This window comes from Paenarthrobacter sp. R1, from assembly GCF_030264015.1.
Taxonomy (GTDB): Bacteria; Actinomycetota; Actinomycetes; order Actinomycetales; family Micrococcaceae; genus Arthrobacter; species Arthrobacter ureafaciens.
The window spans coordinates 629,918-656,419 of record NZ_CP127115.1 but is presented as its reverse complement, the minus strand read 5'-3'; the positions used below and the strand labels follow the sequence as shown (position 1 = coordinate 656,419).

The window sequence follows — 26,502 nt, the reverse complement described above, 5'->3', positions numbered from 1 at the left end:
ACACTGTGTGTGTCCGGGCCTTTCGCTATCCGCCGGGTAGTCCCCGCCGGGTTACGGATCGGCGGGAACTGCCTGCCAGGGCGTCATGGAAGGGAAGTAAATCCTCCCCAGCCCCAACCGACCTGGCTCCTTGAGAGCCAGCCGGAGGTTCCATTTCCGGGGTAGAGGAAGAGGCTGCCGCCGGAATCACGGGCCAGGACGTCGTTCTTGCCGTCCCCGTTGAAGTCGCCCGGTCCGAGGATCGCCGTCATGGAATTCCAACCGCTTCCCACTTGTACACGGCTAAGCCAGCCTCCGGTGCCGTTGCCCGGGTAGAGCCACAGCAGTCCGGACGTATCCCTTGCGAGGACGTCGGTTTTGCCGTCCCCGTTGAAGTCACCCGTGCTCAGGATGGCTGACATGACGTTCCATCCCGTGCCCACCTGCGAGACAGTACCGAAACCACCGGTGCCGTTCCCCCTATAGAGCCTCAGAATGCCCGACGAGTCCCTGGCCAGCAGGTCGGCCTTCCCATCGCCGCTGAAATCACCGGGAGCGATGATCATGGTCATTCCGTTCCACGCCGTCCCGGCTTGGACGCGTGGCTGCAGACCGCCGCTGCCGTTGCCGGGGTAGAGCCACAGGACGCCGTTGGAATCCCGCGCCAGGATGTCGCTTCGGCCGTCGCCGTTGACGTCTTTGGTGGGCACAATCGACGTGAGCGAGTTCCAACCGGTCCCGATCGAACGCTGTGTGAGCCAACCGCCGGAGCCGTTTCCGGGGTAGAGCCACAGCGTGCCGCCATTGTCGCGTGCCACGACGTCGTTCTTGGCGTCGCCGTTGTAGTCCTTCCATGTATTGGCGGGAGGCACGGTCACTGTGTAGGCCTGGGTGACGATCGCGGAACTGTTGTTCGCTGGATCAACCGCAAAGTACTTCAGAGTCATCGACGACGTTAGCGTGATGGGGCTGGAGTACTTGTTGGCGGCCGTGGCCGTGGGATTCGTGCCGTTCGTGGTGAAGTAGATGCTCGATCCTGCTTCGTTGGCCGTCAACGTGATCTGCTGGTTTGCCGGGTAGCTTCCAGCAGGTGGGTTGACGGTCACCACGGGAGGCGTGGTATCGAGGACCGTGTAGGTCCGCGTGGCCACCGCTGACGAGTTGCCGAAGGCGTCCACTGCCAAGGCTTTGACCGTTGTGTTCCCGGTGATCGCGAACGGTGCAGTGTAGGCCTTGGTGCTGCCACCTGCCGCCGTTCCTGGGTTGGACCCATCCGTTGTGTAGTAGATGGTGCTGCCGGACTCACCGGCCGTCATGGTGACCAGCTGGCCCGAGGCGTAAGCTCCGTTAGCCGGGGTGATGGTCAACGACGGAGCAGTGTTGTCCAAGACGTAGGCCTGCGTAGCCACTGCTGACGAGTTGCCTGCCGTGTCCCGCGCAAAGTACTTCAGGGTCATGGTGGTCAGGGGGATTGGTCCTGAGTACACGGGACTGGAAGCTGTTGGCGTGCTTCCGTCCGTGGTGACGTAGATGCTCGCGGCTTCGTTGACCGACAGGGTGATGGTCCTGTTGGGACCGTACGTTCCTGCCGAGGGGTCCACCGTGACAACCGGCGCCGCAGTATCCGGCGCGAAGACGGTCACCGTTCGGGTGGCCGTGGAGGTGTTCCCTGCCTGGTCACGGGCTTCGACCGTGAACGTCGCCGGGCCACTCGGAACATCCGTGTACGTCTTGGGCGAGGTGCACTCCGTGAAGGCGTTCGATCCCAGCTTGCACCTGAAGCCTGCCACGTCGCTTGATGTGGAGGCAAAGACGAACGACGGCGAAAGGCCCACCGTTGCTCCCTCTGCCGGCGAGGTGATGCTCACCTGGGGCGCCGTCAGGTCCGCCGTGACCGTCACAGCGGCATCTGCGCTGACGTTGCCGGCCCTGTCCGTCGCCCGGACCCTGATGATGTGCTGGCCGGCAGTGGAGAGGGTCAACGTCTGCGCGTTGGCGCAGGGCGTAAACGTAGTTGTGGAATCGATGGAACAAGTCAGGACGGAGTCAGCTTCCGAGGTGACCCCGAGGACCGGCGATCCATTGACCGTTGCTCCTGCAGCGGGGGATGTGATGACGGGGGCTGCTGGTGCCGTCAGGTCGATGGTGAATGACCTGGAGACCGGCGTCCCCGACGGAGCGGCCCGGACGGAGAACGTGTAGGCGCCTGCCGCCAAGGCGGTAGGGGGCGTAAACGTTCCGTTGGTGCAAACCTGCCAGACCGGGGTGGCAGTGCTCAACTGGAGGCTGCATTCCAGTGCTCCTCCCGGCGGCGTCGAGGCCACAGTGAAGGTAGGCGTGGAGTCGTTGGTGAAGGCCGGGTTCGGTGCCTGGCCGCCGTTTGCGGCGGTCGGACCGCCAACGATGGACGGAACAACGCCGCCAAGGCTCAAGAGCCTGCCTTTTTGGGTCGGCTTGGCCGTCTCCAGCTGACCGGGGTCTTCCATCACCAGCAGCTTCCCGTCACGAATGTGAAGCCCGCCGATCTTGCTGAAGCCCAAAGCCCACTGGTTGTCCACCGTGTCTGTGCTCAGGTCGATCCGGGAGATCGTGTCTTTGCCCGCATCAGCTGTTGTGGTGCCGCCGCCCGTACCGGTGTACAGGACGAGGGGTGACTCCCAGTCGTAGTAGATGGCTGTCGGCTTGCCGACGTTGTACAGCGGCGAGGGGATATAGTTGGTGAGATCCCCGTCATCGGGTGCGGTGAAGACTGTCAGCCCCGAGGTTTCAGCGACATAGACCACGACGTTACCGGCGCTGTTGCGGTGCGTGGCGGCCAGTCCCAAGGCACTTGAGTTAACGGAGGCTATGTTTTCGATACTCGGATGCAGCGCCGTGGGGTCCACGATCTTGAGGATCATCCGGGCGTTGGCGAACGACACGTAGATATTCCCGTCAGGGCCGTCGCTGGCCGCATTCGGGCGAAGGTCGCCGTCGAAAATGGTCAGGCGGCTGTCGTACTCGAAGACACTGCTTCCGGAGTTCCACGAAGCACGCACCACTTCGGAACTTCCGACGGCGGCATCAGGAATGAAAGCGATCTCGTCACCGCTGCCCGGATTCCCCGGCGTCGGGTCCACCATGGCAGGGGCTCCCGGAAGCTTCGGTCCGTCATCGCTTCCGGCCAGGGTGCCTCCAAGGCAGGTGTTGGTTTCCAATCCGCCCGTAACAGCGCCGGAAGTCTCCGTGACACGGCAAAAACCGGCCCTGGCATCGGAGACCCAGATCCGGCCATCCGGATCGACGATGGATCCGGCTGCCTTGGTGAGGCCTACTGCCAGGGTCTGGCGCGCCTGGTCGGCTGCCGCGGGTCCCGCCCCCGCCAAGCCGGCAAGGCTCGCGGTGGCGAGGCTGGCCGCGGCCACCAGAGCGGTGAGCCTGCGACGGCGGTGCCCGTAGCCGCGGTTGGCCCGATCAGGGCGCGGGAGGGTTTTATGAGAGGTTCTTGAGCGACCGGCGAGTGCAAGACATGCCAAACCAAGCTGAAGAACACTGCGATTGCGCGTGTCCACCGAGGGATCCCCACTTCATTCGGATGCTCCCCAGCTCCGCATGCATTGGTTATTCGCCCCACGCCGTTTCCGGCTGCGTCTTAGTACATCTTCGACTCAATTTTCACATTTGTCACTACCGCATTTTCTGTGGACTTCGGTAAGCCCCGTCACGGCCGCGTCTTGACCCCTCGATGTACCGCCACGCACGATGGAGGTGGAGGTCACAATGCGCCGGCTCATGCCACTAACTGCTCTATCCCTTTTGCTGCTGACAGGCTGTGTGGTCCCGTCGCCGCAGCCATCGGAGAGCCCAACGCCGTCGGGATTCACCCAAGGGGAGACGACGACGCCGCCCGCACCGTCGCCGTCGTCCGTACCGCCCCCCGACGGCGACGGAAGCGACGACGGGCCGGGGGAGGATACTCCGGGCCGGTACGCGTACCGGTGCACCAGCCTCGATTCCTCGCCGGAGGTTCAGCTGTCGAGCCTTGCCGAAGTCTGGGCAGCAACGAACTACACCCGTATGGATTCCTGCGAAGTCACTTATCAAGGGCCGCAGCCGTTTCAACCTACGGAGCGTGAAGCCGAAGCAATCCAGGTGGCTTCCCGGGACGTCGCCGCAGAGGACGAAGTGAACGTGATGCTGCGGGTCCTGGGTCTCTGCACCAGGGTCAGCGACGAAGCCGGACCCGACGGTTTTGCCGGAGCTTCCAGGGAATCGCTGAAGGCTGCGGCCGACTTTTGCCCCGACGCACCGCAGGGCAAAATCATCGCCGCGTGGGCAGAGGGCACTCGTGTGGGGGACGGCAGCCACCGCGTTGGGGAGGGCCTGCAATCCGGCACCTACCAAGTGGTCAAGCCCGGTCCTTCTTCGGGGGAATGCGAGTGGTCGGTGAGGACAGACGCCGGCGCATTGACAGCCAGTGGAGGCTCCAGAGACGCGGCGCAAGGGGTGCGGGTGGAGGACGGCCAAAACTTTACTAGTGACAAATGCGGAATTTGGGGGAAGATGTAGGGAGACGCAGCCGGAAACGGCGTGGGGCGAATAACCAATGCATGCGGAGCTGGGGAGCATCCGAATGAAGTGGGGATCCCTCGGTGGACATGCGCAGGCGCAGTGTTCTTCAGCTCGGCGTTGCAACGATTGCTTTGGCCGGTTGCTCAGGAACCAAAATTGATTCGTCCCAAACCTCCGCCCTTGACATGGCACCGGTCGTGGCAGGTGATGACAAAGTTGCCAAGGAGAGACCGGAACCGCTGGTGAGATACCAGTTCACATGCACGGCCGCTGACGGGAGCCTGATCGGCAAGTTCTCCAGCTTGGAAGAGGTGTGGGCGTCTACCCGTTACCTGCGCATCACTGACTGCTTGGTGGCTTACGTCGGTGCTGGGGCCCATGTCCTGACGGCGGAGGAAACTGCGGCAGTTAACGTCGCTGTGGCGGCGGGGGCTCCCGCCGGACAACAGACCGAATTGTGCCTCCGGATCATCCGGGCGTGCACCCGAACTGACCCGCGCACCCTCAATGCGGCACTGGCCGCCTACGGCGTCCCGATAGTGAAAGGTGCCCTGGCCTTGGCTCCTTTGGCGCCGCAGGCTGCCGTCTTTACCAAGTGGCTAAAAGCTGCCGGAGCGAAATAGAGGTAATTCCTGTCAGCGCAAAAGGGCGCGAACCCCTTTCGAGGTGCGCGCCCTTTTAGGCTGCCTGGAATTCAGGCCAATAATGAATTCATTGCATTGATGAGCGTGGTTTCCACCCCGTTGGCTCCTGCCTTGAAATGGGCCAGATGACCGTAAACGGTCATAGAGCCACCGGCAATTCCAGGAAAGTCCGGTTCCCACCCTCCCTCGTAGCTGCCCAAGGGCATAAAGGGCGGAAAGAATTCATTGCTGGGGATGTAGCAGCAGGACTCGTTGGCATAGCCGCCCACGATGATTCCGTTGGTACCGCCGTTCCGGCTTCGGAAATAGGCCGCGTAGCCGCTGACCAGTTCGCCGCCGATCATGGCGATCTTCAGCTGCGGGCTACCGTTGAACTTCCACACTTGGAACGGAGACGGGACCGCCGTCTTGTAGCTGTTGCTGTCGATGCGGCCGATCATCACCTGCGCGTGGCGCTGATACCACTGGGGCTGCCCGTTCGGATTTCCCAGGCGTGCCACATAGGCGGCCCGGACCGCTGCCAGGTTTCCCGCCGTCGCGGTGATGTCCAGCGGCAGCTGGACCTCCTGATATCTGGTCACCATGGGACCGCTGAGGGCCCGGCCTGCCGATTGCATCGCGGAGTTGACGGTAGCGCCCAAAGCGTCGCCGTGCTGGTCCCGCAGTTCCCAGCTGCGGACACCGCCGGGATCCTGGTCCCCGGCCGGTCCCTGGATAAACATGGCGAAGCAGTTGGGGTTGCGGTTCTCGATGTAGTTGCAGGCTCCCGCTGCAAAATCTCCGTCGAAAAGGGTACGCAGGCCGGCGCTGATCGGGTGGCAGCCATAGCTGAAAATGACTGCGGCCGGGGTGCCGTTCCCACGCCGGGCGACGAGGACCGGCACTGCCGTTTCAGTGTAGGGGAGGCCCACCCGGTTGGCGGAGAAATTCTGTGTGGAGACCTTGTAGTCGAAGGTCACTGGCGTTTCATCGGCGTCCAGGGCCTCCTGCGCGAGGTCCACGATGGTGTCCTCAAGGTCGTCGCTGTAAGAACGCACCAAGCCAAGGTCCGACAACCCGTAAGCCATGTAGGGGTGCAGGGTATCAATCAGCGCGGGACCGTTGTGGGTATGCGTGGCCTGGATCAGGATGTCGCTGCTGGACCAGTCGGCCAATGCAAGGATCCTGGTCCTGATCCGCTGGTGCATGGCCCGCGGCAGCGCCAGGACATCCAGGCTGATGATGATGTGCGGGTGCGTGTCTTCCCAGATGAGGATGGCCCGTGCGTACAGGGGTTCGAAAGGGGAGCTGCTGGTGGCTTCCCGTCCGCCGTCCGTTGTCCCGTATCCCGCCATGTACGGATTGGTGCTCAGGGACGGCGTTATGTCAGCGCTGGCAGTTCCTATCCTAAACGCCATAAAAATCACTCCTTGATTGCGCGCTGCGGGATGATCTTCGTTTGCCCCCAAACAAAGCCCGTTTCCCGAATGCACTGAACAGCCAAAACGTGAGACCACCTTTATTAGACCACGCAATACCGGAAATTTGGCGGTTGAAAGGAGATTAATGCCGGGCCCTTGGATGGACCCGCTTTAAAAGGCGAAAGGCCCGTCCTTGGAGCTAATCCCGGGACGGGCCTGCACGCAGCGCCGGTGTTACCTGGCCGCAGCGGAGAAGATCGTCAGGCCATTCCAGCCGGTGCCGATTCTGCTGGGTGTTCCCCAGGAACCTTTGGCTCCGACGGGGTAGTACCGCAGTTCGCCGTCGGTGGTGCGGGCGATGATTCCGGTTGAACCGGCGCCGGCAAAGCTGCGGACCCCGCTGTAGCTGGAGATGATGTCCCAGCCGGTCCCCACGACTCGCGGAGCTTCGGTAACGAAGGCACCGGCGCCGTTGCTCCGGTACAGCTTAAGGTCCCCGCTGGGGGTCTTGGCCAGGAGATCCGCGTTGGAGTCCTTGTCGAAATCCAGCTGTGCAATATCCAGGCCTGACCAGCCGATGCCGATGGAAACGCCCGTGGACACAGTCTTCCCGCCCGGGTTCCTGAAGTAGTGGAGGCGACCGGTCGCGTCGTAGCCGACGATGCCCGGGTAGGGATCGGCCTTCTTCCAACTACCGACGGTCAACGTCCAGTTCTTCCAGTTGCTGCCGAGGGAGATCGGGTCACCGAAACCGCTGCCGTTTCGTCCCGGATAGACGGTCAAACGACCGTCGGACCACTGCGCCACGATGTCCAATGCCCCGTCCTTGTTCCAGTCGGTGACGAAGCCGGCTTTGAGGCCGCTCCATCCCGTCCCTATAAGGTCTTGGGGCGACAGCGCCGTGGAACCGGTTCCTTGGTACCGGTAGAGGTTGGCGTCCGGCCTTACGGCCAGCACGTCTTCTTCGTCGAGGCCCTGGGTTGTCTCAACGTCCAATGCAGCCCCGCTGATGAGGCTCGCATCGTTCCAGCCCAGGCCGATGAGACTGCGAGTGCCCCACGTTCCGGACGACACGGGGTAGTAATAGAGGTCTCCATTGACGGCACGTGCATGCAGGCCCTGGGAACCCGAACCGCTGAAGTTGGTGGCGGAGCTGACGGCACTCATCCCGGACCAGCCGCTTCCGACGACCCTTGCCGTTTCATTGAGGAAGCCGCCGACTCCGTTGGATCGGTATAGCCGGAGGGCGCCATCGGCAGTACGGGTGACCATGTCCTGGCTGCCGTCGCCGTCGAAATCAAGCTGGTTGAGTTGGTGCCCCCTGAAGCCTGTGCCGATCAGCGTTCCGTTGCCAAGCGCGCCGCCCCGGGTGTTCGAGTAGCGGTAGAGGTTTCCCAGATAGTCTTGGCCGATGACTCCGGGATAGGGGTCCTTCAGGTTCCACCAGCCCACCGTGAGTGACATTTCCTCCCAGCCTGAGCCCACCTGGACGGCTCCATAGAAGCCGCCGCCCGGGGCTCCGCGGAAGACCTTCAACGTCCCGTCGGACCACTGGGACAAGATGTCCTGGACGCCGTCCTGGTCCCAGTCCACGACGTATACGGCTGTTGCATCCGACCATCCCGACCCAATGGTGTACGGGCCGGTGATCTTGCCCGTACCGCTTGCCCTGAATGCGTCAAGCCTTCCTGAGGCGTTTGTGGTCAGGATGTCCGCGCCGGACTTGATGGCGGGGTTGGACGGGTAGGAGACACCTCGGGCGTAAGTCCGCAGTTGATCGTAGCTGCCGTTGAAGATGTTGGAGTCGCCCTCGAAAGGCCCGGTGCTGCTGTATTGCCACATCGTGTAATTGCCCCAGCTCAGCGGCATGGAACCGGGAGAGTTGGTGGGGTTGGACCAGTAGGAGGCAATCCACAGCGGGTAGCTGCCGAAGGTGGAATTGCCAACGCACGTATTCCACCAGTCCGTGGTGCTGTAGATGACCGGAAAACGTCCCGTCAGTGCCTTCACCGTATTGCCGAAGTCCGCTGCCCACTGTCCGAGTTGGGCCTTGGACATGTCATAGCAGGTGTTGCCGAAGTAAAAGCCGTTGATGGTCCGGCCTGCGTAGGGGTTGTACTCGATGTCCAGCACCGGCGGAAGCGTGTAACCGTCGGCCGTCCACCCGCCACCGTTCGCCACGAAGTACCTGGCCTGGTCGGCGCCGGAGGACCAGTTGGGGATCGCGAAGTGGTAGGCGCCCCGGACCATGCCAACGTTGCGGGAACCGTTGTATTGCTGTGCGTAATTCTCGTTGAGGTAGTAGTTGCCTTCTGAAGCTTTGACGTAAGCCCAGCGGGAACCCATGTTCCATTGGCTCTGCCAGTTGACGTTGCCTTGGTGGGCGCTGACGTCCTGGCCTTGCACTCCGATCGTTGGACGCCAATGTCCGGGATCCGGAGCCATGGGGACGATGCTGCCGACTCCCCGTGACCCCGATGGGGTTGACGTGCTGCCCTGTTCCTTCGCCGCTGCCACGCGGGGCGATCGCTGGCCCATCTCCGCGCCTCCGGCGGGAATGGCTGCCCGCATGGCCGCTTTCATGGCTTCAGGGTCCACAGGGCCGCCGGGCTGGCCCGGGTTTACTGCCTGCGTCCTCGCGTCCCGCTTGTGTCTGGCGGCAGAGTCCGGGGCTTCAGCGGCAGAAGGTTCGACGGCGGTGGAAGCCGCCGGTTCTCCGCCGACGCTTGCCCCCGGCCGAGGCGCGGCTTGCTCAGGGCTGCCTGGCCCGATGGGCGGATACTCCTGGTTGACTGCGGCCGACTCCGTGGTCTGCGAGGGGGGAGCAGGCCGGGGGCCCGGCTCAACTGCCTTAACGGGGCCCACGAGGAAGGTCCCGGCCACGATGGCCAAAGCGAGGCCTATCCCGGTCCTGGCCAGAGACCTGCGTGGAAAAGAGCGTACTGAGTTACTCGTCATATCCATTTTTCCGGCCTGTACCGCGGTTCCGCGGTAAGTAGTGGCTTTGCCAACAGGCTCCGGGGCGGGCGCCTGCATAAGGGACCAAAGGCCAGCTCCTATCGGGCATTACCCTAACACTCGGGAAACTGGAGTGACTAGTGGGACTGATGCTGCACATGGGACGGCCGCAGCCACTTATCCACAAGCTCCACCACGCCCCTTTTGAGCCGGTCCGCCGCTGCCCTAGCGTAAATATCTCGAGATACGCCTCTCGTTTATACGTTCCTGGTTGATGGGGGTTCCATGGACGCGCTGCGCATTATTGAAGGTGAGGTCCGCGAGCTCGTCCGGAGGCAGGGGCTGGATCCTTTCGAGGAAGCCGGAGAAGTGCGGCTGCTAGTTGACGCGGCCATCAATGACTATGGCCAAAGATCGCTTCTGGCCCCGTTGCCCCATATGGGTCCTGTGGACGTGGCACGCCGCCACATTTTCGATGCCGTGGCAGGATTCGGGCCGCTCCAACCACTGCTGGACGACCCCAGCGTCGAGGAGATCTGGATCAACGCTCCACACGAAGTCTTCGTTGCACGCAACGGTGAATCCGAACTCACTGATATAAGCCTGACCGGGCAGCAGGTCCGGGACCTTGTGGAGCGGATGCTCAAAACCTCCGGGCGCAGGTTGGACGTGTCCTCGCCTTTTGTTGATGCCGCCCTTCCCGACGGCTCGCGGCTGCACGTGGTCATCCCCGACGTCACCAGGAAGCACTGGGCAGTGAATATCCGGAAATTCATTGCCAAGGCGCGCAGGCTCGAACACCTCGTGGAACTGGGCAGCCTTAATTCCCAAGCGGCCAAGTTCCTCGGAGCAGCTGTAGCGAGCGGACTCAACATCCTCGTCTCAGGGGCCACCCAGGCGGGAAAGACGACGATGCTCAATTGCCTGGCCTCCGGCATCGGTCCCCGTGAGCGGGTGATCACGGTGGAGGAGATCTTTGAGCTTCAACTTCCCCTTCGGGATGTCGTCGCCCTCCAGTGCCGGCAGGCGAACCTGGAAGGCGAGGGCGAAATTCCCATGCGGAAGTTGGTCAAGGAAGCCCTGCGGATGCGTCCCGAACGCCTGGTGGTGGGCGAAGTCAGGGAGGCCGAAAGCCTGGACATGTTGATAGCCCTGAATTCCGGCCTTCCCGGAATGTGCACCGTCCATGCCAATTCGGCGCACGATGCCGTGACGAAAATCTGTACCTTGCCACTCCTTGCGGGATCGAACATCTCCAGCGCGTTCGTTGTTCCTACGGTCGCTTCCTGCATTGACCTTGTGGTTCATTGCAGCCGCCACACTACGGGACGCAGGCAAGTGACCGAGATTTTGTCTCTGGGCCGGCGGGTTGAGAACGGCGTGATTGAATCTTCGCCGGTTTTCCAGATGAGCGAGGGACGGTTGCGCCCCAGGGGGACCTCCATGCCCGCGCCGGAAAAGTTCGCGAGAGCAGGCTTCGATGTTGCCGAACTGCTGGAACTGAACTGATGGCGGCGTTGCTGGGGCTGTCATGCGGGGTGGGAGTCTTCCTGATGTGGTGGTCGGCGTGGTCCGTCCCCGGAACCGGAGTAGCCGCCCCCAAGGGGCCGGGTCGATTGGAACTCCTGCTGCTCTCTGCGGGGATTGAGAAGGTTTCGGGAGCAGGCCTCATCATCAGCTGCGCAGGGTTGGGCTTGGTGGTCATGCTCCTGTTCTTCGCAGGGACGGGCTCGCCCGCTGTTGCTGCATGCTTCGGATGTTTTGGCGCATGGCTACCCGTTGCGGTGGTTCGGAGACGGGCCAAGAGGCGGCGATCCAGCCTGCGGCAGGTTTGGCCCGACGTCGTAGACCACCTGCGTTCCGGCATCCGGGCAGGTCTGTCCTTGCCCGACGCCTTGGTTCAACTCGGCTACAAGGGGCCCGAAGAAATACGGCACCTGTTTGTTGATTTCGCCGCAGATTACAGGTCGGGCGGACACTTTGAACCTGCATTGGACAAGCTCAAGGAGCGGCTTGCGGATCCGGTTGCGGACAGGATTGTCGAAGCACTGCGGATGACACGGGAAGTCGGTGGCTCGGACCTGGGCCATATGCTGGGCACCCTTGCTGCTTTCTTGCGCGAAAGCAGCCGGACCCGGGGTGAGCTTGAAGCCAGGCAGTCGTGGACCGTGAACGGAGCAAGGCTCGCCGTGGCGGCTCCTTGGATCGTGCTGGTGGTGATGGCCGGGAGGCCGGAAGCAATGGCGGCGTACAACTCCGGCACCGGAGCCGGAGTGCTTCTGGGCGGACTGGCAGTGTCGGTGGCCTGTTACTCACTCATGCTACGGATCGGTGCCTTGCCAGAAGATGTCAGGGTGCTTCGATGACGGCCGCTTTGGGTCCAGCGGTCGCTCTTGGCTTCCTGTTGGGGGCAGGATCCTGGCTTGTCATGGTGAGGTTGCCTTTCATGCGGAAGCCAACTTTCCAGGACAGGGTGGAGCCGCAACTAAGGGCCCATAATCTCCACTCCCGTCTCCTTCGCCCGATCGGCCGGGATGTTGCACCCTTTGGGCCTTTGGAGCGCATCCTGCGGCCGGTGGTTCGCGAGGGGCTCGGCTTGCTGGCTCGTTTCGATCCCGGCGGGACCGCCCTTGCGCGCAAGCTGGCCCGGGCAGGTGCCGCGAAGTCAGTGGTCGACTTCAGGGCCGAGCAATTGCTGTGGGCGGCCGGCGGAGTCCTGCTTGCGGTGCTCGGGGTCCTGGCGAGCGCGGTTTCCGGAAGGTTCCTCCCCCTCGCAGCGCTGATTGCCGTTGCGGGCAGTGCTGCGGGCGGGTATTTGCTGCGGAGCTTTGTCCTGGACCTGAGGATAAAGAGGCGCGAGGCGGCGTTTTTGGCGGAGTTCCCGGGTGTTGCCGAGCTGTTGGCACTTGCAGTGGCGGCGGGTGAAAGCGCACTCAATGCGATGGAAAGGATCTGCAGGACGTCCAACGGGGAACTCGCCAAGGAGTTCGCTGAGGTGTTGGCCGACGCACGATCCGGCAAACCCTTCACTGAAGCGTTGCAGGCTTTCTCCGCAAGGACCGAGGTGCCGGCGGTAGTCCGCTTTGTGGACGGTCTGGTGGTGGCTGTGGACCGGGGCACGCCTCTGGCCGAGGTTTTGCGGGCCCAAGCGGCCGACGTCCGCGATGCAGCCAAGCGGGAGCTCATGGAGTCGGCCGGGCGCAAGGAAATCGGCATGATGGTCCCCCTGGTCTTTGGCGTCCTGCCCCTGACCGTCATCTTTGCGGCCTTCCCGGCCGTGGTCGCCTTGGACATCAGTCTTTGACGAGGCCCCACGACTCCAGCCGCAGCAAACAGAACTGATCACCATCACAACCAACTCATAGGAGTGACATGAAAAGAATCGAAGAGAACCACGCATCGGACCCTCGTGCACCGTGGACCCCGGCGGCCCGCCTTATGGTTGCGGCTACGACCCTTGGACAAAAGTTGGTCGGGTACGAGGAAGACCATCCCGAACGGGGCGACGTTCCGGGTTGGGTCATGATCACCTTGATGTCAGCGATCTTGGTTGCAGGCCTCCTGGCCTTGGCGTCTCCGGCACTTGAGGGCCTCTTCAACCAGGCCATCGCCAAAGTAGGCAAGTGATGGTTTGGGCGACGGGCGGGTCTCCTCCCACGGACAGCGGAGCACGGGAACGCGGATCCGCCGTCGTCGACTTTGTCCTTGTGGGGGGAGTGCTGACGCTTCTGTTCATGTCGGTCATCCAACTGATGCTGGTCCTGCATGTCCGAAACCTGCTGATTGACGCTGCTGCCTCGGGGGCCAGATATGGCGCACTGGCGGATCGGACCCCGGCTGACGCCGTAGCCAGGACGAACGAACTGATCGGCACGAGCGTCAACAGCGGGTTCGGATCCGATATCAGTATCAGGGAAGTCGACATTGAGGGTCGGTCCACACTCGAGGTGACCGTCAAGGCTCCATTGCCGATCTTCGGCCTGATCGGTCCTGGCCACGCATTACAGGTCACGGGCCATGCGGTCATCACGGCTCCACGTTCCAAGGCGGGGAATGCTGCGGCTGGTTGAGGATGAGACCGGCAGTGCGGCGGTTGAGTTCCTGCTCTTGTCTGTCATGCTCATGGTTCCTGTTGTCTACTTCATTGTCACCATCGGCCAGATACAGGCGGGCATGTTCGCAGTCGTGGCCGCTGCCGACCAAGCGGCCAAGGTCTTTGTGTCCGAACCGGAGCCCGGGCAGGCGCTGGCAGCTGCCGAGGAAGCGGTGGCCGTCGCGTTGGGCGACTATGGCTACACGGCAGAGGCAGTAACTGTGGATGTCTCGTGCGACAGGCCCCAATGCCCCTCGCCCGGGGCAACGGTGTCCGTTTCAGTCCACCTGTCAGTACATCTGCCCATGGTGCCGTTTGGGGATGTCTTGAAACTCGATGCTGCCCACTTGGATGCCTCTGCAACACAGAAGGCCGGCCGCTTCAGATGAGCCGGCAGGAAACCCATCCCAAAGAGGAGGGGCAGATAGCAGTGCTGTCCATTGGATGTGTCCTCCTGGCGCTGTTGACGGCCTCGGTAGTCATGGCCGTTTCCGCGGTCTATATAGAGCACAAGAAGCTTCTGTCCCTGGCCGACGGTGCCGCGCTCGCAGCGTCGGACACTTTCATGGCCGGAGACATGGAAGGTGGCGCCGCGCCTTCCGTGTCATTGGGCGATGAACGGGTGTCCGCTGCTGTCCAGACGTACTTGGCAGCCAGTGACGCCTATGCCCATCATGACCAGCTGCACATCGAACCGGGGACACGAAGCAGTCCTGGAGGAACTGCGCTGGTGACACTGTCCGCTGTAGCCCATCCGCCGGTGGTCAGCTTCCTGCTTCCTGAAGGCATCTACGTGGAAGCCACGTCAGCCGCGAGGTCACGGTTGACACAATGACGCCCGAACCGGGCCCTTCTTCAACCGCACAAGGCGTGAGCCGCCAATAGCGTAGGCTTGAATGACCATGGCTGAGATTGACTTTCCCGCAGAAATCCGCGCGCTCCGCGCCACTTACAGCTCCATCGAAGACGTCAGCGATGTCGAGGGCCTCAAGGCCGAAATCGCGGAGTTGAGCGAGCAAGCCGGAGCCCCGGACCTATGGGACGATCCCGCGTCGGCCCAGGTAGTGACGTCACGCCTGTCCCATCGCCAGTCCGAGGTGGAACGCCTCAGCAAGCTTGCCGCGAGGATTGACGATCTGGAAGTCCTCGTGGAACTGGGCCAGGACGAGGGCGACGAGGCCTCGATGGCCGAAGCGGAAAAGGAGCTCGAATCCATCCGCAAGGCGCTCGCGGAACTCGAGGTCGTGACACTGCTGTCCGGCGAGTATGACGAACGTGAAGCCGTCGTGACCATCCGTGCAGGAGCGGGCGGTGTGGATGCCGCCGACTTTGCCGAGATGCTGTTGCGCATGTACCTGCGGTGGGCAGAGCGCCATGGCTACCCGACCACTGTCATGGACACCTCCTATGCCGAAGAAGCGGGACTGAAGTCGGCCACGTTCGAAGTGAAGGCTCCATATGCTTTCGGGACCCTGAGCGTCGAGGCAGGCACGCACCGCCTGGTCCGCATCAGCCCCTTTGACAACCAAGGCCGGCGGCAAACGTCATTTGCTGCAGTGGAAGTCATCCCGCTGATTGAGCAGACCGACTCGATCGAGATCCCGGACAATGAGATCCGCGTGGATGTCTTCCGCTCTTCCGGCCCGGGCGGACAGTCCGTCAACACTACCGACTCGGCCGTCAGGCTCACCCACATTCCCACCGGAATTGTGGTGTCCATGCAGAACGAGAAGTCACAGCTGCAAAACCGTGCTGCCGCGCTGAGGGTACTCCAGTCGCGTTTGCTGTTGCTCAAGAAAGAGCAGCAGGACGCCGAGAAGAAGGCCCTGGCCGGCGACGTCAAAGCATCCTGGGGTGACCAGATGCGCTCGTACGTACTGAACCCGTACCAGATGGTGAAGGACCTCCGGACCGAGCACGAGGTAGGAAATACGTCCGCGGTGCTCGACGGCGACATCGATGACTTCATCGATGCAGGCATCCGCTGGCGTACCGGCAACCGCAACGCTGCCGAGTAGGTCCGGTCCCCCCTCGCCCGTAGCAGTGCGGCAAACGGGAATTGTCCGTGATGGGGGAGCGCCCCAGTGGGTGCGGTTTTGGCGACACGCCCCTCAAACCGGCCGAATCGCCACCTGCCCCTGCGTATAGTCGAGAGGCCGGTGCTCTCACTTCCCCCATTCGAAAGCCCGCGCTCCGGCTGTTGGACTGGGCCAAAAAGTCATGTCCGGCGGGGTCAAAAGGGTCATGATCAGATTTGAGAATGTCACCAAGGTCTACGAGCAGAACGCGCGACCGGCGCTCGATGCTGTCAGCCTTGAGATCAACCGCGGTGAGTTCACCTTCCTCGTGGGCGCCTCGGGCTCGGGTAAGTCCACTTTCCTGAGGCTGATCCTGAAGGAAGACAAAGCGACGTCCGGCTCTGTCTACGTGGCCGGCCAGAACGTCGCCAACATTTCAAGCTGGCGCGTGCCCAAACTTCGCCGCGGCATCGGGGTGGTCTTCCAGGACTTCCGCCTCCTGCCGCAGAAAAACGTCTTTGCCAACGTGGCTTTCGCCATGCAGGTGATTGGCAAGAGCCGCTCCATCATCCGCGAGACCGTCCCGGAAGTCCTCAAAACCGTGGGCCTCGAAGGCAAGGAGCGCCGCATGCCGCATGAACTGTCCGGCGGTGAGCAACAGCGTGTTGCCATTGCCCGGGCGGTCGTCAACCGGCCTGGAATCCTGCTGGCCGATGAGCCCACCGGCAACCTTGACCCCATCACGTCCATGGGCATCATGGGCGTCCTGGACAAGATCAACCAGAACGGCACCACCGTGGTCATGGCCACCCACGACGACGACATCGTCAACGAGATGCGCCGCCGCGTGGTGGAACTGCAGAACGGCAAGATCATCCGCGATGAAGCCAAGGCCCTTTACACGTCCATGATTCCCGTGGTGGGGGAGTCGCGGAGGCTCCGTGATGCAAGCGACGAAGAAATCAACCGCGCCCAGGGGGCCCAGCTGTGAGGCTTCTGTTTATCCTCGGGGAAATCGGCAGCGGGTTGCGCCGGAACCTGTCCATGGTGATCTCCGTGGTGCTGGTGACCTTCGTGTCGCTGACGTTCGTGGGAGCAGCCGGGATGCTCCAAATGCAGATCAACCAGATGAAGGGCTACTGGTACGACAAAGTCCAGGTTGCCGTCTTCCTGTGCAACGATGGCTCCACCACCGTTGGTTGCGCCTCCGGACCCGCCACGAAAGAGCAGCAGGACAATATCCGGGCAATGCTCGAGTCGCCGGCCGTAAAGCAGTACGTCAACGACTTCCAATTCGAGTCGCAGGCCGAGGCCTACAAGCACTTCAAAGACCAGTTCTCCAACTCGCCGATCGTGGATTCGGTCACCGAGGACCAGTTGCCGGCTTCGTTCCGGATCAACATGAAGAACCCGGAAAAGTACCAGATCATCAGCGAGACCTTCTCATCCCAGCCGGGCGTCGAGACAGTCAGCGACCAGAGGCAGGTCCTGGAGAGGATCTTCTCCTGGATGAACGGTGCTTCCGTGGTGGCGGTTGGTGTCGCAGCCGTGATGATCTTCTGCGCAGTGCTGCTGATCACCACCACCATCAGGCTTTCGGCGTTCAGCAGGCGGCGGGAAACGGGCATCATGCGGCTTGTGGGCGCGTCGAAGACAGTCATCCAGCTGCCGTTCATCCTGGAAGGGGTGATAGCCGCCGTCGTGGGTGCTGTCCTGGCCTCCCTCACGCTGTGGCTGATGGCGCACTTCTGGCTCAACGGCGATCTCTCCAGGCAGTTCTTGAATACACCGTTCATTTCGTCGACGCAGGTTCTGGTACTGGCACCGGTGCTCATTGCACTTGGCGGCGGCCTTGCCGGGATATCCTCGTTGTTGACCCTCCGGCGCTACTTGAAGGTTTAGCCGTGGATCGAGAACAAACCCCCGACGCCGGCAAACGCAAAGGAACCCCCATGAGCACGATGGACCGGACATCTCTTCGCCGGCGCCTCGCGTCCGGACAAGCAAGGATTCTTGGTGCCGTCGTAGCGGCCGGCCTGGCTGCAAGCCTCCTTTCGGGCGTTCCGGCCGCGCAAGCAGACAATCTGGACGACCAGCAGGCAGCCCTTGAGGCTGAATCTGCCCGGGTACAGGCATCCCTCGAATTCGTCGACGCAAAGATCGCGAAGGCGGCCGGGGATCTGGTGATCTACCAGGGCCGCCTTCCCGGTGCCCAGCAAGCGCTCCTGGAAGCCCAGGGCAGAGTAGCCAGTGCCGTCAAGGAAGTCGAGGCATTGGCGGCCAGGGTTGAGCTGGCGCAGCAGAACAAGGCCAAGATCACCGAGCAGCTTGAGAGCGACAAGCAGAAGATCACCGATACCAAGAAGTTGATCGGGCAGATTGCTTCCCAGGCCTACAAGTCAGGCGGGGTGCCGACCAACATTGCCTTGCTCTTCGGCTCGGATGAATCGGGCAGCCTGACAGAGTCCATGGACCTTGCCGATCAGGCAATGCGCAGCCAGAACGCTGCGATGACCAAGCTGACCCAGCAAAACGCCACCAACGTCAACTCGCAGGCGCGGTTGGCAGCAGTGGAAGCTGAGATTCAGGACCTCAAGGCGAAGGCTGACGCAGCCCTCGAGCGCGAAAAGGCCGCTCGGGACGAAGCGGCCAGCAAGAAGGCCGAGGTCGACAAGCTTATTGAGGACACCACCCGGCTCAACAGCCAGCTCCAAGCAGCCAAGCCCGGCATCGAGGCGGACCTAGCACGGGTCAAGGCCGAGCAGAACACCGTGGCAGCCGAAATCGAGGAGCGCGATCGAAAGTTGCGCGAGGCGTGGGAAGCCGAGCAGCGCCGGCTCGCCGCCGAAGCGGCTGCGGCAGCTGCAGCCGCCGCTGCGGCGCAGGGCAAGCCGGCCCCGCCGGAGCCGGTGTACGTTCCGCCGGTAGGGTCGCCGTCGGCCTTTGGCCTGCGACACCCGTTTGCCAACTACGTGCCCATCACTTCCGGCTTCGGCTGGCGAGCGACCCCGCCGGGTACCATCGACTTCTACGGCACGGGAGGCTACATGCACACGGGCATCGACTTCGGTGCATCGTGTGGCACGCCGGTCTATGCCGCGGCGGCCGGCGAGGTGTTCAACTCCGGGTGGAATTCCGCTGATGGTGGCGGTTGGCGCGTCAAGCTCTCCCATGGGGTTGTTCAGGGAAACTCGTTGACCACCATTTACTACCACAACAGCAGCATCGTGGTGGCAAACGGGCAGCGGGTCTCGCAAGGCCAGCTGATCGCCTACTCGGGAAGCACCGGCAACTCAACCGGCTGCCACGCGCACTTTGAGACGTGGCTGAACGGTGCAGCCGTGGATCCCATGACCCTCCTGTAGCGTCTTTTCCCCTGAGCGAACTGATTCCGCCACGGCACAGAGCCGGCTCATCCCTGGCGTACACTGGGTTGGAATCCGCAACCAGCAAGGAGTTCTACCGTGCCCAAAGAAAGTGGCCGTAAGGTAGTGGCCACCAATCGGAAGGCCCGGCACAACTACCTGATCCTCGATACCTACGAGGCAGGCATTGCCCTGATGGGTACCGAGGTGAAGTCCCTCCGTGAAGGCCATGCCTCCATGGTGGACGGCTTTTGCACCTTCTATAACGATGAGTTGTGGATGGAGGGCATCCACATCCCGGAGTACAACCAGGGGAGCTGGACCAACCACGCCGCGCGCCGGCGTCGTAAGCTCTTGCTGCACCGGGAAGAACTGGACAAGATCTCGCACAAAATCCGCGAGTCCGGGTTCACGGTGGTGCCCCTTCAGTTGTACTTCCTGGATGGGCGGGCAAAAGTGGAAATCGCGATCGCCCGCGGTAAGAAGGACTACGACAAGCGCCAAACGCTGCGGGAGCAGCAGGACAAGCGCGAGTCGTTGCGCGAATTGCGGGAACGTAACCGACGCTCGTAGCGGGTCGCGGAACCCGCGCGGGTTCCCGGGAATGATCTTCGGGGAACATGCGTTATGATTGGTAGTCCGGCGGGAGTGATGAGCAAACGCCGGTTTGGTAACAAAATACGGGGATGATCGGTTTCGACGATGTTAGTCGCGACAGGTGAAGCGGGCCGAGGATGCAGAATTATCTCGTTAACGCTGTCTGCAAACCAATAAGTGCCGAATCTAAGCGCACTGACTTCGCTCTTGCTGCCTAAGCAGTAAGACAGTCCGTCAGCCCGGGGTTGCTATCGCCCCGGTTCCTGGCGTCATTTAGATAGCCACTGCTGTTTGCCTTCGTCATTGGGGTAAACAGGACTTTTAGATGACTGGGCCTGGATCAGCCACCTGTTTGCAGGATGGCTGGGGCCGAGAAAATCCGACGCAAACTGCGCCCGGAGAAGCCCTGACAACACGACATCGGACGGGGGTTCAATTCCCCCCATCTCCACCCTTGAAAGCCCTCGGACACTCGTCCGGGGGCTTTCTTTTGCCCTCCTGCAGCCCGGCGGTGCCGTGCTGGGGAAGCCCGGCGCTGGGGCAGGGGCCACACCGCGGCCGGTACATCGCAGCAGGTTCACCCACGGCGTAGCCGGGACAGGACTAGGGGACCCGGCGCATCGGTTGTAGTGGATAGGCCCGCAGGGGCATCGGCCGGGTGGCAGGAGGCAACATGATGGACGTCGGGCGCGAGTTTGCATTCGAAGACAACAATCCGGGAGCGGGCAACGGGACCGAAACCGACGACGACGACGTCCTGGACGCGTACTCGCAAACGGTCATCCGCGTGGCCGGCTCGGTGACGCCGCATGTGGCCGCCATCGAGATGGTCAGCACCCGGCGCAACGGCCGGGTTCGGGTGGGCAGCGGCTCGGCTGTGGTCTTTACCGTCGACGGCTACCTGCTCACCAACGCCCACGTCGTTGCCGGGACCGAGTCCGGCCGGGCCGTCTTCGCCGACGGCAAGCAAAGCGACGTCCAACTGGTGGGTGCCGATCTGTTGTCCGACCTCGCCGTGGTTCGGGGACTGGGCAGAACCCCGCCTCCCGCTGTGTTGGGGAACGCGGAATTCCTGCGGGTGGGCCAGTTGGTCATCGCCGTCGGTAATCCCTTGGGGCTGTCCGGCTCCGTGACGGCGGGTGTTGTCAGCGGGCTCGGAAGGTCCATTCCAGTGCGTGCAGGGGAGCACAGGCGGGTGATCGAAGATGTGATCCAAACCGACGCAGCACTGAACCCCGGGAACTCCGGGGGAGCGCTGGCTGACACCAAGGGACGCATTGTGGGCATCAATACCGCCGTTGCCGGGCTGGGACTTGGCCTGGCGGTTCCCATTAATAGGACAACCCAGCGGATCATCTCATCACTTCTCAAGGATGGTCGCGTCCACCGGGCCTATCTGGGGCTGGTGAGCACACCCATACCGCTCGACGCGAGCGCGGTGGTGCGCACGGGCCAGAAGGAAGGGCTGCGCGTCGTGGAAGTGATCGCCGGTTCCCCGGCCGAGTTGTCCGGGTTGCAGCCGGGGGATGTGGTTCTCCAAGCCCAAGGACGGGCCGTTTCCAGTGCCGAGAGCCTGCAGAAGCTTCTCTTCGAGGAGGCGATCGGTCAGCCGTTCCCCTTGACGGTTCTGCGGGAGGGAAAACTGGTGGGGCTGGTTGCGGTTCCGTCGGAAATGGGCTGAGGCGGCCTTGGCTTCCCGGTCAGATGCCAGGACGACCGGAAGAGGTTATTGGTCTTCGGCGCGGACGTCCACGACGCCCACGAAGCGGCTGCCGATACCCTCATACTCGGTTCGTACGTCCCCGGCGAACAACTCGGGCAGCTCCCTGCTGCGGTGATGCCCGCAGTAGACGAATGAGAACTCCGGCCACCATTTCTTGGGCCTGACTGCCTCGGAATAGTTGCAGACCGCGCAGTCCAGGTGCACCCACACCGGACGTTTGCCGGTACGGTTTGCGCGGGACTGCACCAACCATGGCGGCGGGTTGTCCTGGAGATCTCGAAGGTCCGATTCCGACAGCCGGGGCGGGATGCCGTGGCGCTGGGCCATTTCCATGGAGATATCAAGGGCCAAAGCGGCATCACGTCTGCTGATCACCACTCAACGATACGGCAAGCGTAGGCTGTGCACATGACGGCTGAAGCGGCCCTGCCACCCAGCACACCCTTGCAGCGGCGGGTCTTGGTGGTGGCGATCGTGGCATCTTTCATCGCCATCCTGGATGGCTTTGTGGTCAATCTCGCGCTGCCGGCGATCGGGCGCGAATTGGGCGGCGGCCTGGTGATCCAACAATGGGTGGTGGATGCCTATCTGCTGACCTTGGGTTCCCTCATCCTTGTTGCCGGTTCGCTGTCGGACCATTTTGGCCGGGCGAGGATCCTCGAATGGGGACTGACCGGCTTCGCAGTCACCTCGGTTCTGTGCGGCTTGGCATGGAACGGGGAAATGCTGGTGATCTCCCGCGCCCTGCAGGGGATTGCCGGCGCGCTCCTGGTACCAAGTTCCCTGGCGATGATCGTGACGGTGTTCTCCGGTCCGGCCCAATCCAAGGCCATTGGCCAATGGTCCGGTTGGACGAGTGCGGCGGCGATCGTTGCGCCTTTGATCGGGGGCGTCTCCGTTGACCTGCTGTCCTGGCGTGTCATCTTCTTCATCAACGTCATTCCCGCCGCGGTGATCTGGCCGATGCTGGTGCGGCTGCGAAGTTCCGATGCCGCAAGGGACAAGAGCAAGAAGATCGACTACACCGGAGCTGCCCTGGCGATGGTGGGGCTTGGCGGCCCGGTCTTTGCCTTCATTGAGCAGGGTCGCCTGGGGTGGTCGGCCCCGCAGGTTTGGCTGCCGTTGGTGGTGGGCGTCCTCGCCTTGGTGCTTTTCCTGCTCCATGAGAACAGGACCGCAGAACCCATGCTGCCGCTGCGGCTGTTTGGCATCCGGAATGTCGGCTGGGGCAACCTGGCCACGCTGGCCATCTACGGTGCCATTTCCCAGGGATTCTTCGTCCTGGGCATTTACCTTCAGCAGGTGGGCGGCATGGGTGCCACGACGGCGGGGATCGCCCTGCTGCCCGGAACCGTGATCCTTATGCTGGCTGCCTCGTACTTCGGCGGACTGGCCGGTAAGCACGGGCCCCGGTGGTTCATGACGGCGGGCCCTTTGCTGTGCGGTGCCGGGTTCCTCATGTCGCTATCCATCCAGGAACCGTTGGATTATTGGACGCAGGTCTTCCCCGGCCAAGTGGTGTTCGGCGTGGGGCTCGCCACCTTGGTTGCACCGCTCACCGCAGCCATTCTCGGTGCTGTGCCAACGGAGGAGGCAGGCATAGGATCTGCCGTCAACAACGCAGTGGCCCGCATAGCCGGCCTCATTTGTATTGCCTTCGCAGGTCTCATCGTCGGTCCCGCTTTCACCAGGGAGGGCCTCTATGCCGCTCTCTGGGTCACAGCGGGACTGTTCTTCCTGGGTGGCCTGGCCTCCGCCGTCGGAATCCGGAACGAAGTACCTCCTGCGGGGGGACAGCCGGCGGATGCTTCTGGCAGCGAAGGCGGAAAAGCGGCCGACGACGGCGGCACGGCCCACCAGCCAGGCTGACCGCCAGGTGCCCGCTTGAGTCAGCGCGTGAGGACACAGCCTTCGTGGGTTTCTGTGCTCTGGACCCAGAGTGCTGAGGTTACTTCGTCGGCAAGGTCGAATTCGCGCCGGGCGGACCCGCTGCCCACGCGGACCACCAAGGCCCCTCCGAAGGGCTTGCGCCCCACCACTTCCACGCGGGCATCCAGGGAAATGTCCTCGGCGGCCAAGTAGCGCAGCAAATCGGGATTCTCATCGCTGATGCGGGTGATACGGCCGGAATGGCCCTCGTCGAGTTCGATCAGGCGGTAGGCATGCGGCAACTCCACCGATCCGTCCGACGCGGGGATCGGGTCACCATGCGGGTCCCGCACGGGATGGCCGAGCTTCGCGGACATCCTTTCGATGAAGGTGTCGGAGACGGCATGCTCCAGCATCTCGGCTTCATCGTGGACCTCGTCCCAGCTATAGCCCAGTTCTTCAACGAGGTACGTCTCAATCAGCCGGTGCCGGCGCACCATGGACAGTGCCAGCCGCATGCCTTCAGGGGTCAACCGAATGGCGCTGTAAGGCTGGTGGTCTACCAGGCCCTGGTCCTTGAGCTTGCGGACCATCTCGGACACCGACGAGTTGGCAACCCCCAACCGCTGGGCAAGTTGCGAGGAAGTGATCGGCTTGTCCTGCCACTCCGTGTAGGAGTAGATGACCTTGACGTAGTCCTCGATCGAGGAGGAGGGCGTGCTGGTCTTCACGTTCCAAGCCTACCGTGGCCGCCGGCTCAGGCCTTGCGGGCCCGCCAGGTGTGCGTCACGTACGGCAAGGCGAGGAGCTCGCCGCGGGCATGGTGCAAGTGCTCGTAGAGGTACCACTCCAGGTTGCCCATCACTTTCTCCCGGGTGGCCTGATTGGCGCGCAGGTAGTAGCTGCGGGACTTGGTCAGTTCCATGATGTCCTCGGGGGACACTGCGTCCTGCCAGCTGGTGACGTGGCTTTCGAGGTTCTCGAACTCCGGGCCCACCACTGGCCGGAACCCCGGCTTATGGACATCACCGGCATGCATGATGCGTGAAAGGCGATGAACCCAGGCCACGGAGGTGTCCAGTTGGTTCCAGATGAGGCCGAGCGTTCCGTGCGGACGGAGGATCCGGGCAATCTCGGTACTTGCCTTGAGCGGATCGCACCAGTGCCAGGCCTGGGCGACACTGACGACGTCGAAAACTGAGTCCGCCAGTCCCGTCACTTCGGCAGTACCTTCAACGGCGTGCGCCTGCGGGCAGTTCTTCCGCAGCTGGTCCAGCATGTCCGCGGAAGGGTCGACGGCGCTGACCTGCAGGCCCCGGTCGAGCAGCAGTGCTGTGAATTTGCCTGTCCCTGCGCCAATATCGGCCGCGGTCCGTGCGTTCGGGGGCAGCAGCCAATCGACGGAATCCGCCGGGTACCCGGGGCGGACCCGATCATAATGTTCGCCGCCGTCCTGGAAGCTCTGCCCCAGTTCCCGACGTCGGTGCGCGTGCAGCTTTGGGCCGCCGGCGCGTCCGGCGCGTCCGGCACCTCCGGAAGAAACCGGGAGGCCGGAGGGCAGTGATCCTCCGGATTCGTTGCTTGAACGCGTGGACACGCGGGGGACTCCTTCAGCGGCAGTAGTCAGGGATACCCAAAGAATCTACCGCAGCAACGTGGCGCCAAGGCCGGGAAGGCTCCTAGTCCACGGTGCAGGGAGCGGCCCCGGCGGTTCCGGGCGTATTGGGCGCCCACTCCGGGTAGCTGCGGTGATCGTTTGAGGGGACCCAACGGCCCTCGTCCACGACGTAATCCCAGCCAAGTCCGGTGGTCTTCAGTTGCCGGATGCCGGCCAGCAGCCTGGCAGCGTCCTCAAGCCGGGAGCCGACGCCGAAGCTGGCGCGCAGTGAACCGGACGGCAAGCCGAGGCGCTTCAGGAGCGGGTGGGCGCAGAAACGGCCATCGCGCAGGCCCACGCCGTGCTCGGCGGCCAGGTAAGCCGCCACCAGTCCCGCGTCGAAGCCTTCAACGGAGAAGTTGACGACGCCGATGGTGTCGGTGGAATCACTGAAGATCCGGTGGACGGTGACCCCTTCAATGGATTCCAAGCCCTCAACCAGGAAGGATCGGATTGCCACCTCATGGTTGTGCCAGTCCTGTTGGTCCAAGCCGGCCAGCACCTGGGTAGCCCGCGCCAAGGTGGCTGCCCCCAGGACGTTGGGGGAGCCGCCCTCGTGCCGGGCCGGACCAGTTGCCCAGCTCACCGAATCCAGGCGCGCTTCACGAACGGCGCCGCCGCCGGCAAGGTGTGGGGTTCCGGCGTCGAGCCAATCGGGACGGCCGACCACGACGCCTGCGCCGAAGGGCGCGTAGAGCTTGTGCCCCGAGAAGACGACGTAGTCCACGTCGCTCTCGGAAATGTTGATGCGCCGGTGCGGGGCGAGCTGGGCTGCATCGACGACGATCCGCGCGTCGAACTCATGCGCCAACGCTGCGAGCTCTGCAATCGGCAGGATTTCGCCGGTGACGTTGGAAGCGCCGGTCACAGCGAGCAGGGATATTCCGCCCTGGCTCAATTCATCGCGCAGGTTGGCGATGGTGGCAGACAACGTGGGGGAGGCGATGACGCTGCGGTGCGGTACGCCCTGCCAGGGAAGCAGGTTGGCGTGGTGCTCAATGTCGAGGTACAGCACTTCACCGGCCGGTGCGCCGTCAAGCTGGGGGAGGCATCCGGCGAGGAGGTTCAGCGAATCGGTGGTGTTGCGGGTGAAGATGACTGAATCATCCGGCCGGCCGCCAACGAAGTCCCGCACGATGTTCCGCGAGTTTTCATAGACGGACGTGCTGATTTGGGATGCGTAACCGGCGCCACGGTGCACACTGGCGTAATAGGGCAGGATTTCATTCAAGTAGGCAGAGACGATGGTCAGTGCCGGGGCCGACGCTCCGTAGTCAAGGTTTGCGTACCTGACGTGGCCCCCTTGGATCAGGGGAGCCTGCAGCTCTGCTCCTGTGACGGCGGCCAGCGGTCGCGCTGCGAGGGCTTCGTGGGCCGCGTGGTCATCTCCGAAAGCGGGCAGGACGGTGGAATCGAACGTAACAGTGCTCATGGGACCTCACTCAAGAAGGACCCCTCCAAGGGATCCGCGCTTGCCGTATCCGTTCCGGACCGGCCTGGTCGTCACCCGGGGCACCCCACCGCGAATGGAGGGTTGCCGGCCAGCAAACCGGGGTTTAGCGCTGGCACTCGTGACCTGTAGAAGAGACTAGGACACCTTCCGTGGACGATTCAAAGCGGGAGGAGTTTGTTAAGCGGTTTGTTACGG

Annotated in this window: 23 protein-coding genes, 1 other RNA gene and 1 riboswitch; of the genes, 17 read left to right on the top strand and 7 right to left on the bottom strand. The window is 63.0% G+C overall.

What is annotated here, in order from left to right; genetic code table 11:
* Positions 1-83: 83 nt before the first annotated feature.
* The gene (locus QN084_RS03205) at positions 84-3,383 is read right to left on the bottom strand and encodes a chitobiase/beta-hexosaminidase C-terminal domain-containing protein (RefSeq protein ID WP_259362628.1); all 3,300 of its coding nucleotides are present in this window, start codon (positions 3,381-3,383) and stop codon (positions 84-86) included.
* Between the two features lie 367 nt (positions 3,384-3,750).
* On the opposite strand from QN084_RS03205, the gene QN084_RS03200 reads away from it, so the two are divergent.
* On the top strand, positions 3,751-4,527 hold the full coding sequence (locus tag QN084_RS03200) for an Rv1352/Rv1906c domain-containing protein (protein WP_168529464.1): 777 nt from the start codon (positions 3,751-3,753) through the stop codon (positions 4,525-4,527).
* Between the two features lie 200 nt (positions 4,528-4,727).
* Positions 4,728-5,153 (top strand): hypothetical protein, encoded by a 426-nt coding sequence (locus QN084_RS03195; RefSeq protein ID WP_242703036.1) that lies wholly within the window; start codon positions 4,728-4,730, stop codon positions 5,151-5,153.
* A gap of 71 nt (positions 5,154-5,224) precedes the next feature.
* Here the strand turns inward: QN084_RS03195 and QN084_RS03190 are convergent, their stop codons facing one another.
* Together QN084_RS03190 and QN084_RS03185 are read right to left on the bottom strand one after the other, a co-directional pair.
* Complete coding sequence (locus tag QN084_RS03190; RefSeq protein ID WP_021471894.1) at positions 5,225-6,571, bottom strand: neutral/alkaline non-lysosomal ceramidase N-terminal domain-containing protein; 1,347 nt, start codon at positions 6,569-6,571, stop codon at positions 5,225-5,227.
* A gap of 237 nt (positions 6,572-6,808) precedes the next feature.
* Positions 6,809-9,532 (bottom strand): GH25 family lysozyme, encoded by a 2,724-nt coding sequence (locus QN084_RS03185; protein WP_319641362.1) that lies wholly within the window; start codon positions 9,530-9,532, stop codon positions 6,809-6,811.
* 285 nt (positions 9,533-9,817) lie between these two features.
* Here QN084_RS03185 and QN084_RS03180 point away from each other — a divergent pair, with 285 nt between their 5' ends.
* The 14 genes from QN084_RS03180 to QN084_RS03115 all read left to right on the top strand — a co-directional run bounded on the left by QN084_RS03180 (position 9,818) and on the right by QN084_RS03115 (position 21,286).
* Positions 9,818-11,041, top strand: a complete 1,224-nt coding sequence (locus QN084_RS03180; protein WP_069695170.1) for a TadA family conjugal transfer-associated ATPase — start codon at positions 9,818-9,820, stop codon at positions 11,039-11,041.
* The gene (locus QN084_RS03175) at positions 11,041-11,898 is read left to right on the top strand and encodes a type II secretion system F family protein (RefSeq protein ID WP_069695169.1); all 858 of its coding nucleotides are present in this window, start codon (positions 11,041-11,043) and stop codon (positions 11,896-11,898) included. Before QN084_RS03180 ends, QN084_RS03175 begins: the two co-directional genes overlap by 1 nt.
* The gene (locus tag QN084_RS03170) at positions 11,895-12,836 is read left to right on the top strand and encodes a type II secretion system F family protein (protein ID WP_062097241.1); all 942 of its coding nucleotides are present in this window, start codon (positions 11,895-11,897) and stop codon (positions 12,834-12,836) included. The genes QN084_RS03175 and QN084_RS03170 overlap by 4 nt, the downstream gene beginning before the upstream one ends.
* Positions 12,837-12,970: 134 nt before the next feature.
* Positions 12,971-13,159, top strand: a complete 189-nt coding sequence (locus QN084_RS03165; protein WP_031216367.1) for a hypothetical protein — start codon at positions 12,971-12,973, stop codon at positions 13,157-13,159.
* Complete coding sequence (locus QN084_RS03160) at positions 13,159-13,602, top strand: TadE/TadG family type IV pilus assembly protein (RefSeq protein WP_069695168.1); 444 nt, start codon at positions 13,159-13,161, stop codon at positions 13,600-13,602. The genes QN084_RS03165 and QN084_RS03160 overlap by 1 nt, the downstream gene beginning before the upstream one ends.
* A complete protein-coding gene (locus QN084_RS03155; protein ID WP_139126771.1) occupies positions 13,586-14,014 on the top strand; it encodes a hypothetical protein in 429 nt (142 codons plus the stop codon). Before QN084_RS03160 ends, QN084_RS03155 begins: the two co-directional genes overlap by 17 nt.
* Positions 14,011-14,460: a pilus assembly protein TadG-related protein gene (locus QN084_RS03150; RefSeq protein WP_069695166.1), complete on the top strand. Its 450-nt coding sequence runs from the start codon at positions 14,011-14,013 to the stop codon at positions 14,458-14,460. The genes QN084_RS03155 and QN084_RS03150 overlap by 4 nt, the downstream gene beginning before the upstream one ends.
* Before the next feature lie 67 nt (positions 14,461-14,527).
* Complete coding sequence (prfB, locus tag QN084_RS03145) at positions 14,528-15,643, top strand: peptide chain release factor 2 (RefSeq protein ID WP_031216370.1); 1,116 nt, start codon at positions 14,528-14,530, stop codon at positions 15,641-15,643.
* Between the two features lie 226 nt (positions 15,644-15,869).
* Positions 15,870-16,634 carry a cell division ATP-binding protein FtsE gene (gene ftsE / locus QN084_RS03140; protein WP_031216372.1) on the top strand — a complete coding sequence of 255 codons (765 nt, stop codon included), beginning with the start codon at positions 15,870-15,872 and terminating at the stop codon, positions 16,632-16,634.
* Entirely contained in the window at positions 16,631-17,545 is a 915-nt protein-coding gene (gene ftsX, locus QN084_RS03135; RefSeq protein WP_021471905.1) for a permease-like cell division protein FtsX, read from the top strand. Before ftsE ends, ftsX begins: the two co-directional genes overlap by 4 nt.
* Positions 17,546-17,595: 50 nt before the next feature.
* Positions 17,596-19,008 (top strand): M23 family metallopeptidase, encoded by a 1,413-nt coding sequence (locus QN084_RS03130; protein WP_043426089.1) that lies wholly within the window; start codon positions 17,596-17,598, stop codon positions 19,006-19,008.
* A 99-nt stretch (positions 19,009-19,107) separates the two neighbouring features.
* Positions 19,108-19,581: an SsrA-binding protein SmpB gene (gene smpB, locus QN084_RS03125; protein ID WP_031216076.1), complete on the top strand. Its 474-nt coding sequence runs from the start codon at positions 19,108-19,110 to the stop codon at positions 19,579-19,581.
* 109 nt (positions 19,582-19,690) lie between these two features.
* Positions 19,691-20,059: a transfer-messenger RNA gene (gene ssrA / locus QN084_RS03120) on the top strand.
* A gap of 222 nt (positions 20,060-20,281) precedes the next feature.
* Positions 20,282-21,286, top strand: coding sequence for a S1C family serine protease (locus tag QN084_RS03115; RefSeq protein ID WP_083261903.1), 1,005 nt, complete (start codon positions 20,282-20,284; stop codon positions 21,284-21,286).
* A gap of 45 nt (positions 21,287-21,331) precedes the next feature.
* Here QN084_RS03115 and QN084_RS03110 read toward each other — a convergent pair whose 3' ends face one another.
* Positions 21,332-21,661, bottom strand: coding sequence for a hypothetical protein (locus tag QN084_RS03110; protein ID WP_062099247.1), 330 nt, complete (start codon positions 21,659-21,661; stop codon positions 21,332-21,334).
* A 69-nt stretch (positions 21,662-21,730) separates the two neighbouring features.
* Here QN084_RS03110 and QN084_RS03105 point away from each other — a divergent pair, with 69 nt between their 5' ends.
* A complete protein-coding gene (locus QN084_RS03105) occupies positions 21,731-23,197 on the top strand; it encodes an MFS transporter (RefSeq protein WP_069695164.1) in 1,467 nt (488 codons plus the stop codon).
* Between the two features lie 20 nt (positions 23,198-23,217).
* Here QN084_RS03105 and QN084_RS03100 read toward each other — a convergent pair whose 3' ends face one another.
* From QN084_RS03100 to QN084_RS03090, 3 genes are all read right to left on the bottom strand, one after another.
* On the bottom strand, positions 23,218-23,928 hold the full coding sequence (locus tag QN084_RS03100; RefSeq protein WP_069695163.1) for a metal-dependent transcriptional regulator: 711 nt from the start codon (positions 23,926-23,928) through the stop codon (positions 23,218-23,220).
* A 26-nt stretch (positions 23,929-23,954) separates the two neighbouring features.
* Entirely contained in the window at positions 23,955-24,758 is an 804-nt protein-coding gene (locus QN084_RS03095; RefSeq protein WP_069695238.1) for a class I SAM-dependent methyltransferase, read from the bottom strand.
* A 118-nt stretch (positions 24,759-24,876) separates the two neighbouring features.
* Positions 24,877-26,286, bottom strand: coding sequence for an aminotransferase class V-fold PLP-dependent enzyme (locus tag QN084_RS03090; protein WP_069695162.1), 1,410 nt, complete (start codon positions 26,284-26,286; stop codon positions 24,877-24,879).
* Between the two features lie 31 nt (positions 26,287-26,317).
* A riboswitch (SAM riboswitch) is annotated at positions 26,318-26,431 on the bottom strand.
* Positions 26,432-26,502 lie beyond the last annotated feature (71 nt).

Coding starts and splice junctions, on each gene's coding strand:
- QN084_RS03115 (WP_083261903.1), top strand. CDS start 20,282: ATGGACGTCGGGCGCGAGTTTGCATTCGAAGACAACAATCCGGGAGCG.
- QN084_RS03175 (WP_069695169.1), top strand. CDS start 11,041: ATGGCGGCGTTGCTGGGGCTGTCATGCGGGGTGGGAGTCTTCCTGATG.
- QN084_RS03190 (WP_021471894.1), bottom strand. CDS start 6,571: ATGGCGTTTAGGATAGGAACTGCCAGCGCTGACATAACGCCGTCCCTG.
- QN084_RS03090 (WP_069695162.1), bottom strand. CDS start 26,286: ATGAGCACTGTTACGTTCGATTCCACCGTCCTGCCCGCTTTCGGAGAT.
- QN084_RS03180 (WP_069695170.1), top strand. CDS start 9,818: ATGGACGCGCTGCGCATTATTGAAGGTGAGGTCCGCGAGCTCGTCCGG.
- QN084_RS03155 (WP_139126771.1), top strand. CDS start 13,586: ATGCTGCGGCTGGTTGAGGATGAGACCGGCAGTGCGGCGGTTGAGTTC.
- QN084_RS03200 (WP_168529464.1), top strand. CDS start 3,751: ATGCCACTAACTGCTCTATCCCTTTTGCTGCTGACAGGCTGTGTGGTC.
- QN084_RS03170 (WP_062097241.1), top strand. CDS start 11,895: ATGACGGCCGCTTTGGGTCCAGCGGTCGCTCTTGGCTTCCTGTTGGGG.
- prfB (WP_031216370.1), top strand. CDS start 14,528: ATGGCTGAGATTGACTTTCCCGCAGAAATCCGCGCGCTCCGCGCCACT.
- QN084_RS03160 (WP_069695168.1), top strand. CDS start 13,159: ATGGTTTGGGCGACGGGCGGGTCTCCTCCCACGGACAGCGGAGCACGG.
- ftsE (WP_031216372.1), top strand. CDS start 15,870: ATGATCAGATTTGAGAATGTCACCAAGGTCTACGAGCAGAACGCGCGA.
- QN084_RS03185 (WP_319641362.1), bottom strand. CDS start 9,532: ATGACGAGTAACTCAGTACGCTCTTTTCCACGCAGGTCTCTGGCCAGG.
- QN084_RS03150 (WP_069695166.1), top strand. CDS start 14,011: ATGAGCCGGCAGGAAACCCATCCCAAAGAGGAGGGGCAGATAGCAGTG.
- QN084_RS03130 (WP_043426089.1), top strand. CDS start 17,596: ATGAGCACGATGGACCGGACATCTCTTCGCCGGCGCCTCGCGTCCGGA.
- QN084_RS03165 (WP_031216367.1), top strand. CDS start 12,971: ATGGTTGCGGCTACGACCCTTGGACAAAAGTTGGTCGGGTACGAGGAA.
- QN084_RS03110 (WP_062099247.1), bottom strand. CDS start 21,661: ATGGAAATGGCCCAGCGCCACGGCATCCCGCCCCGGCTGTCGGAATCG.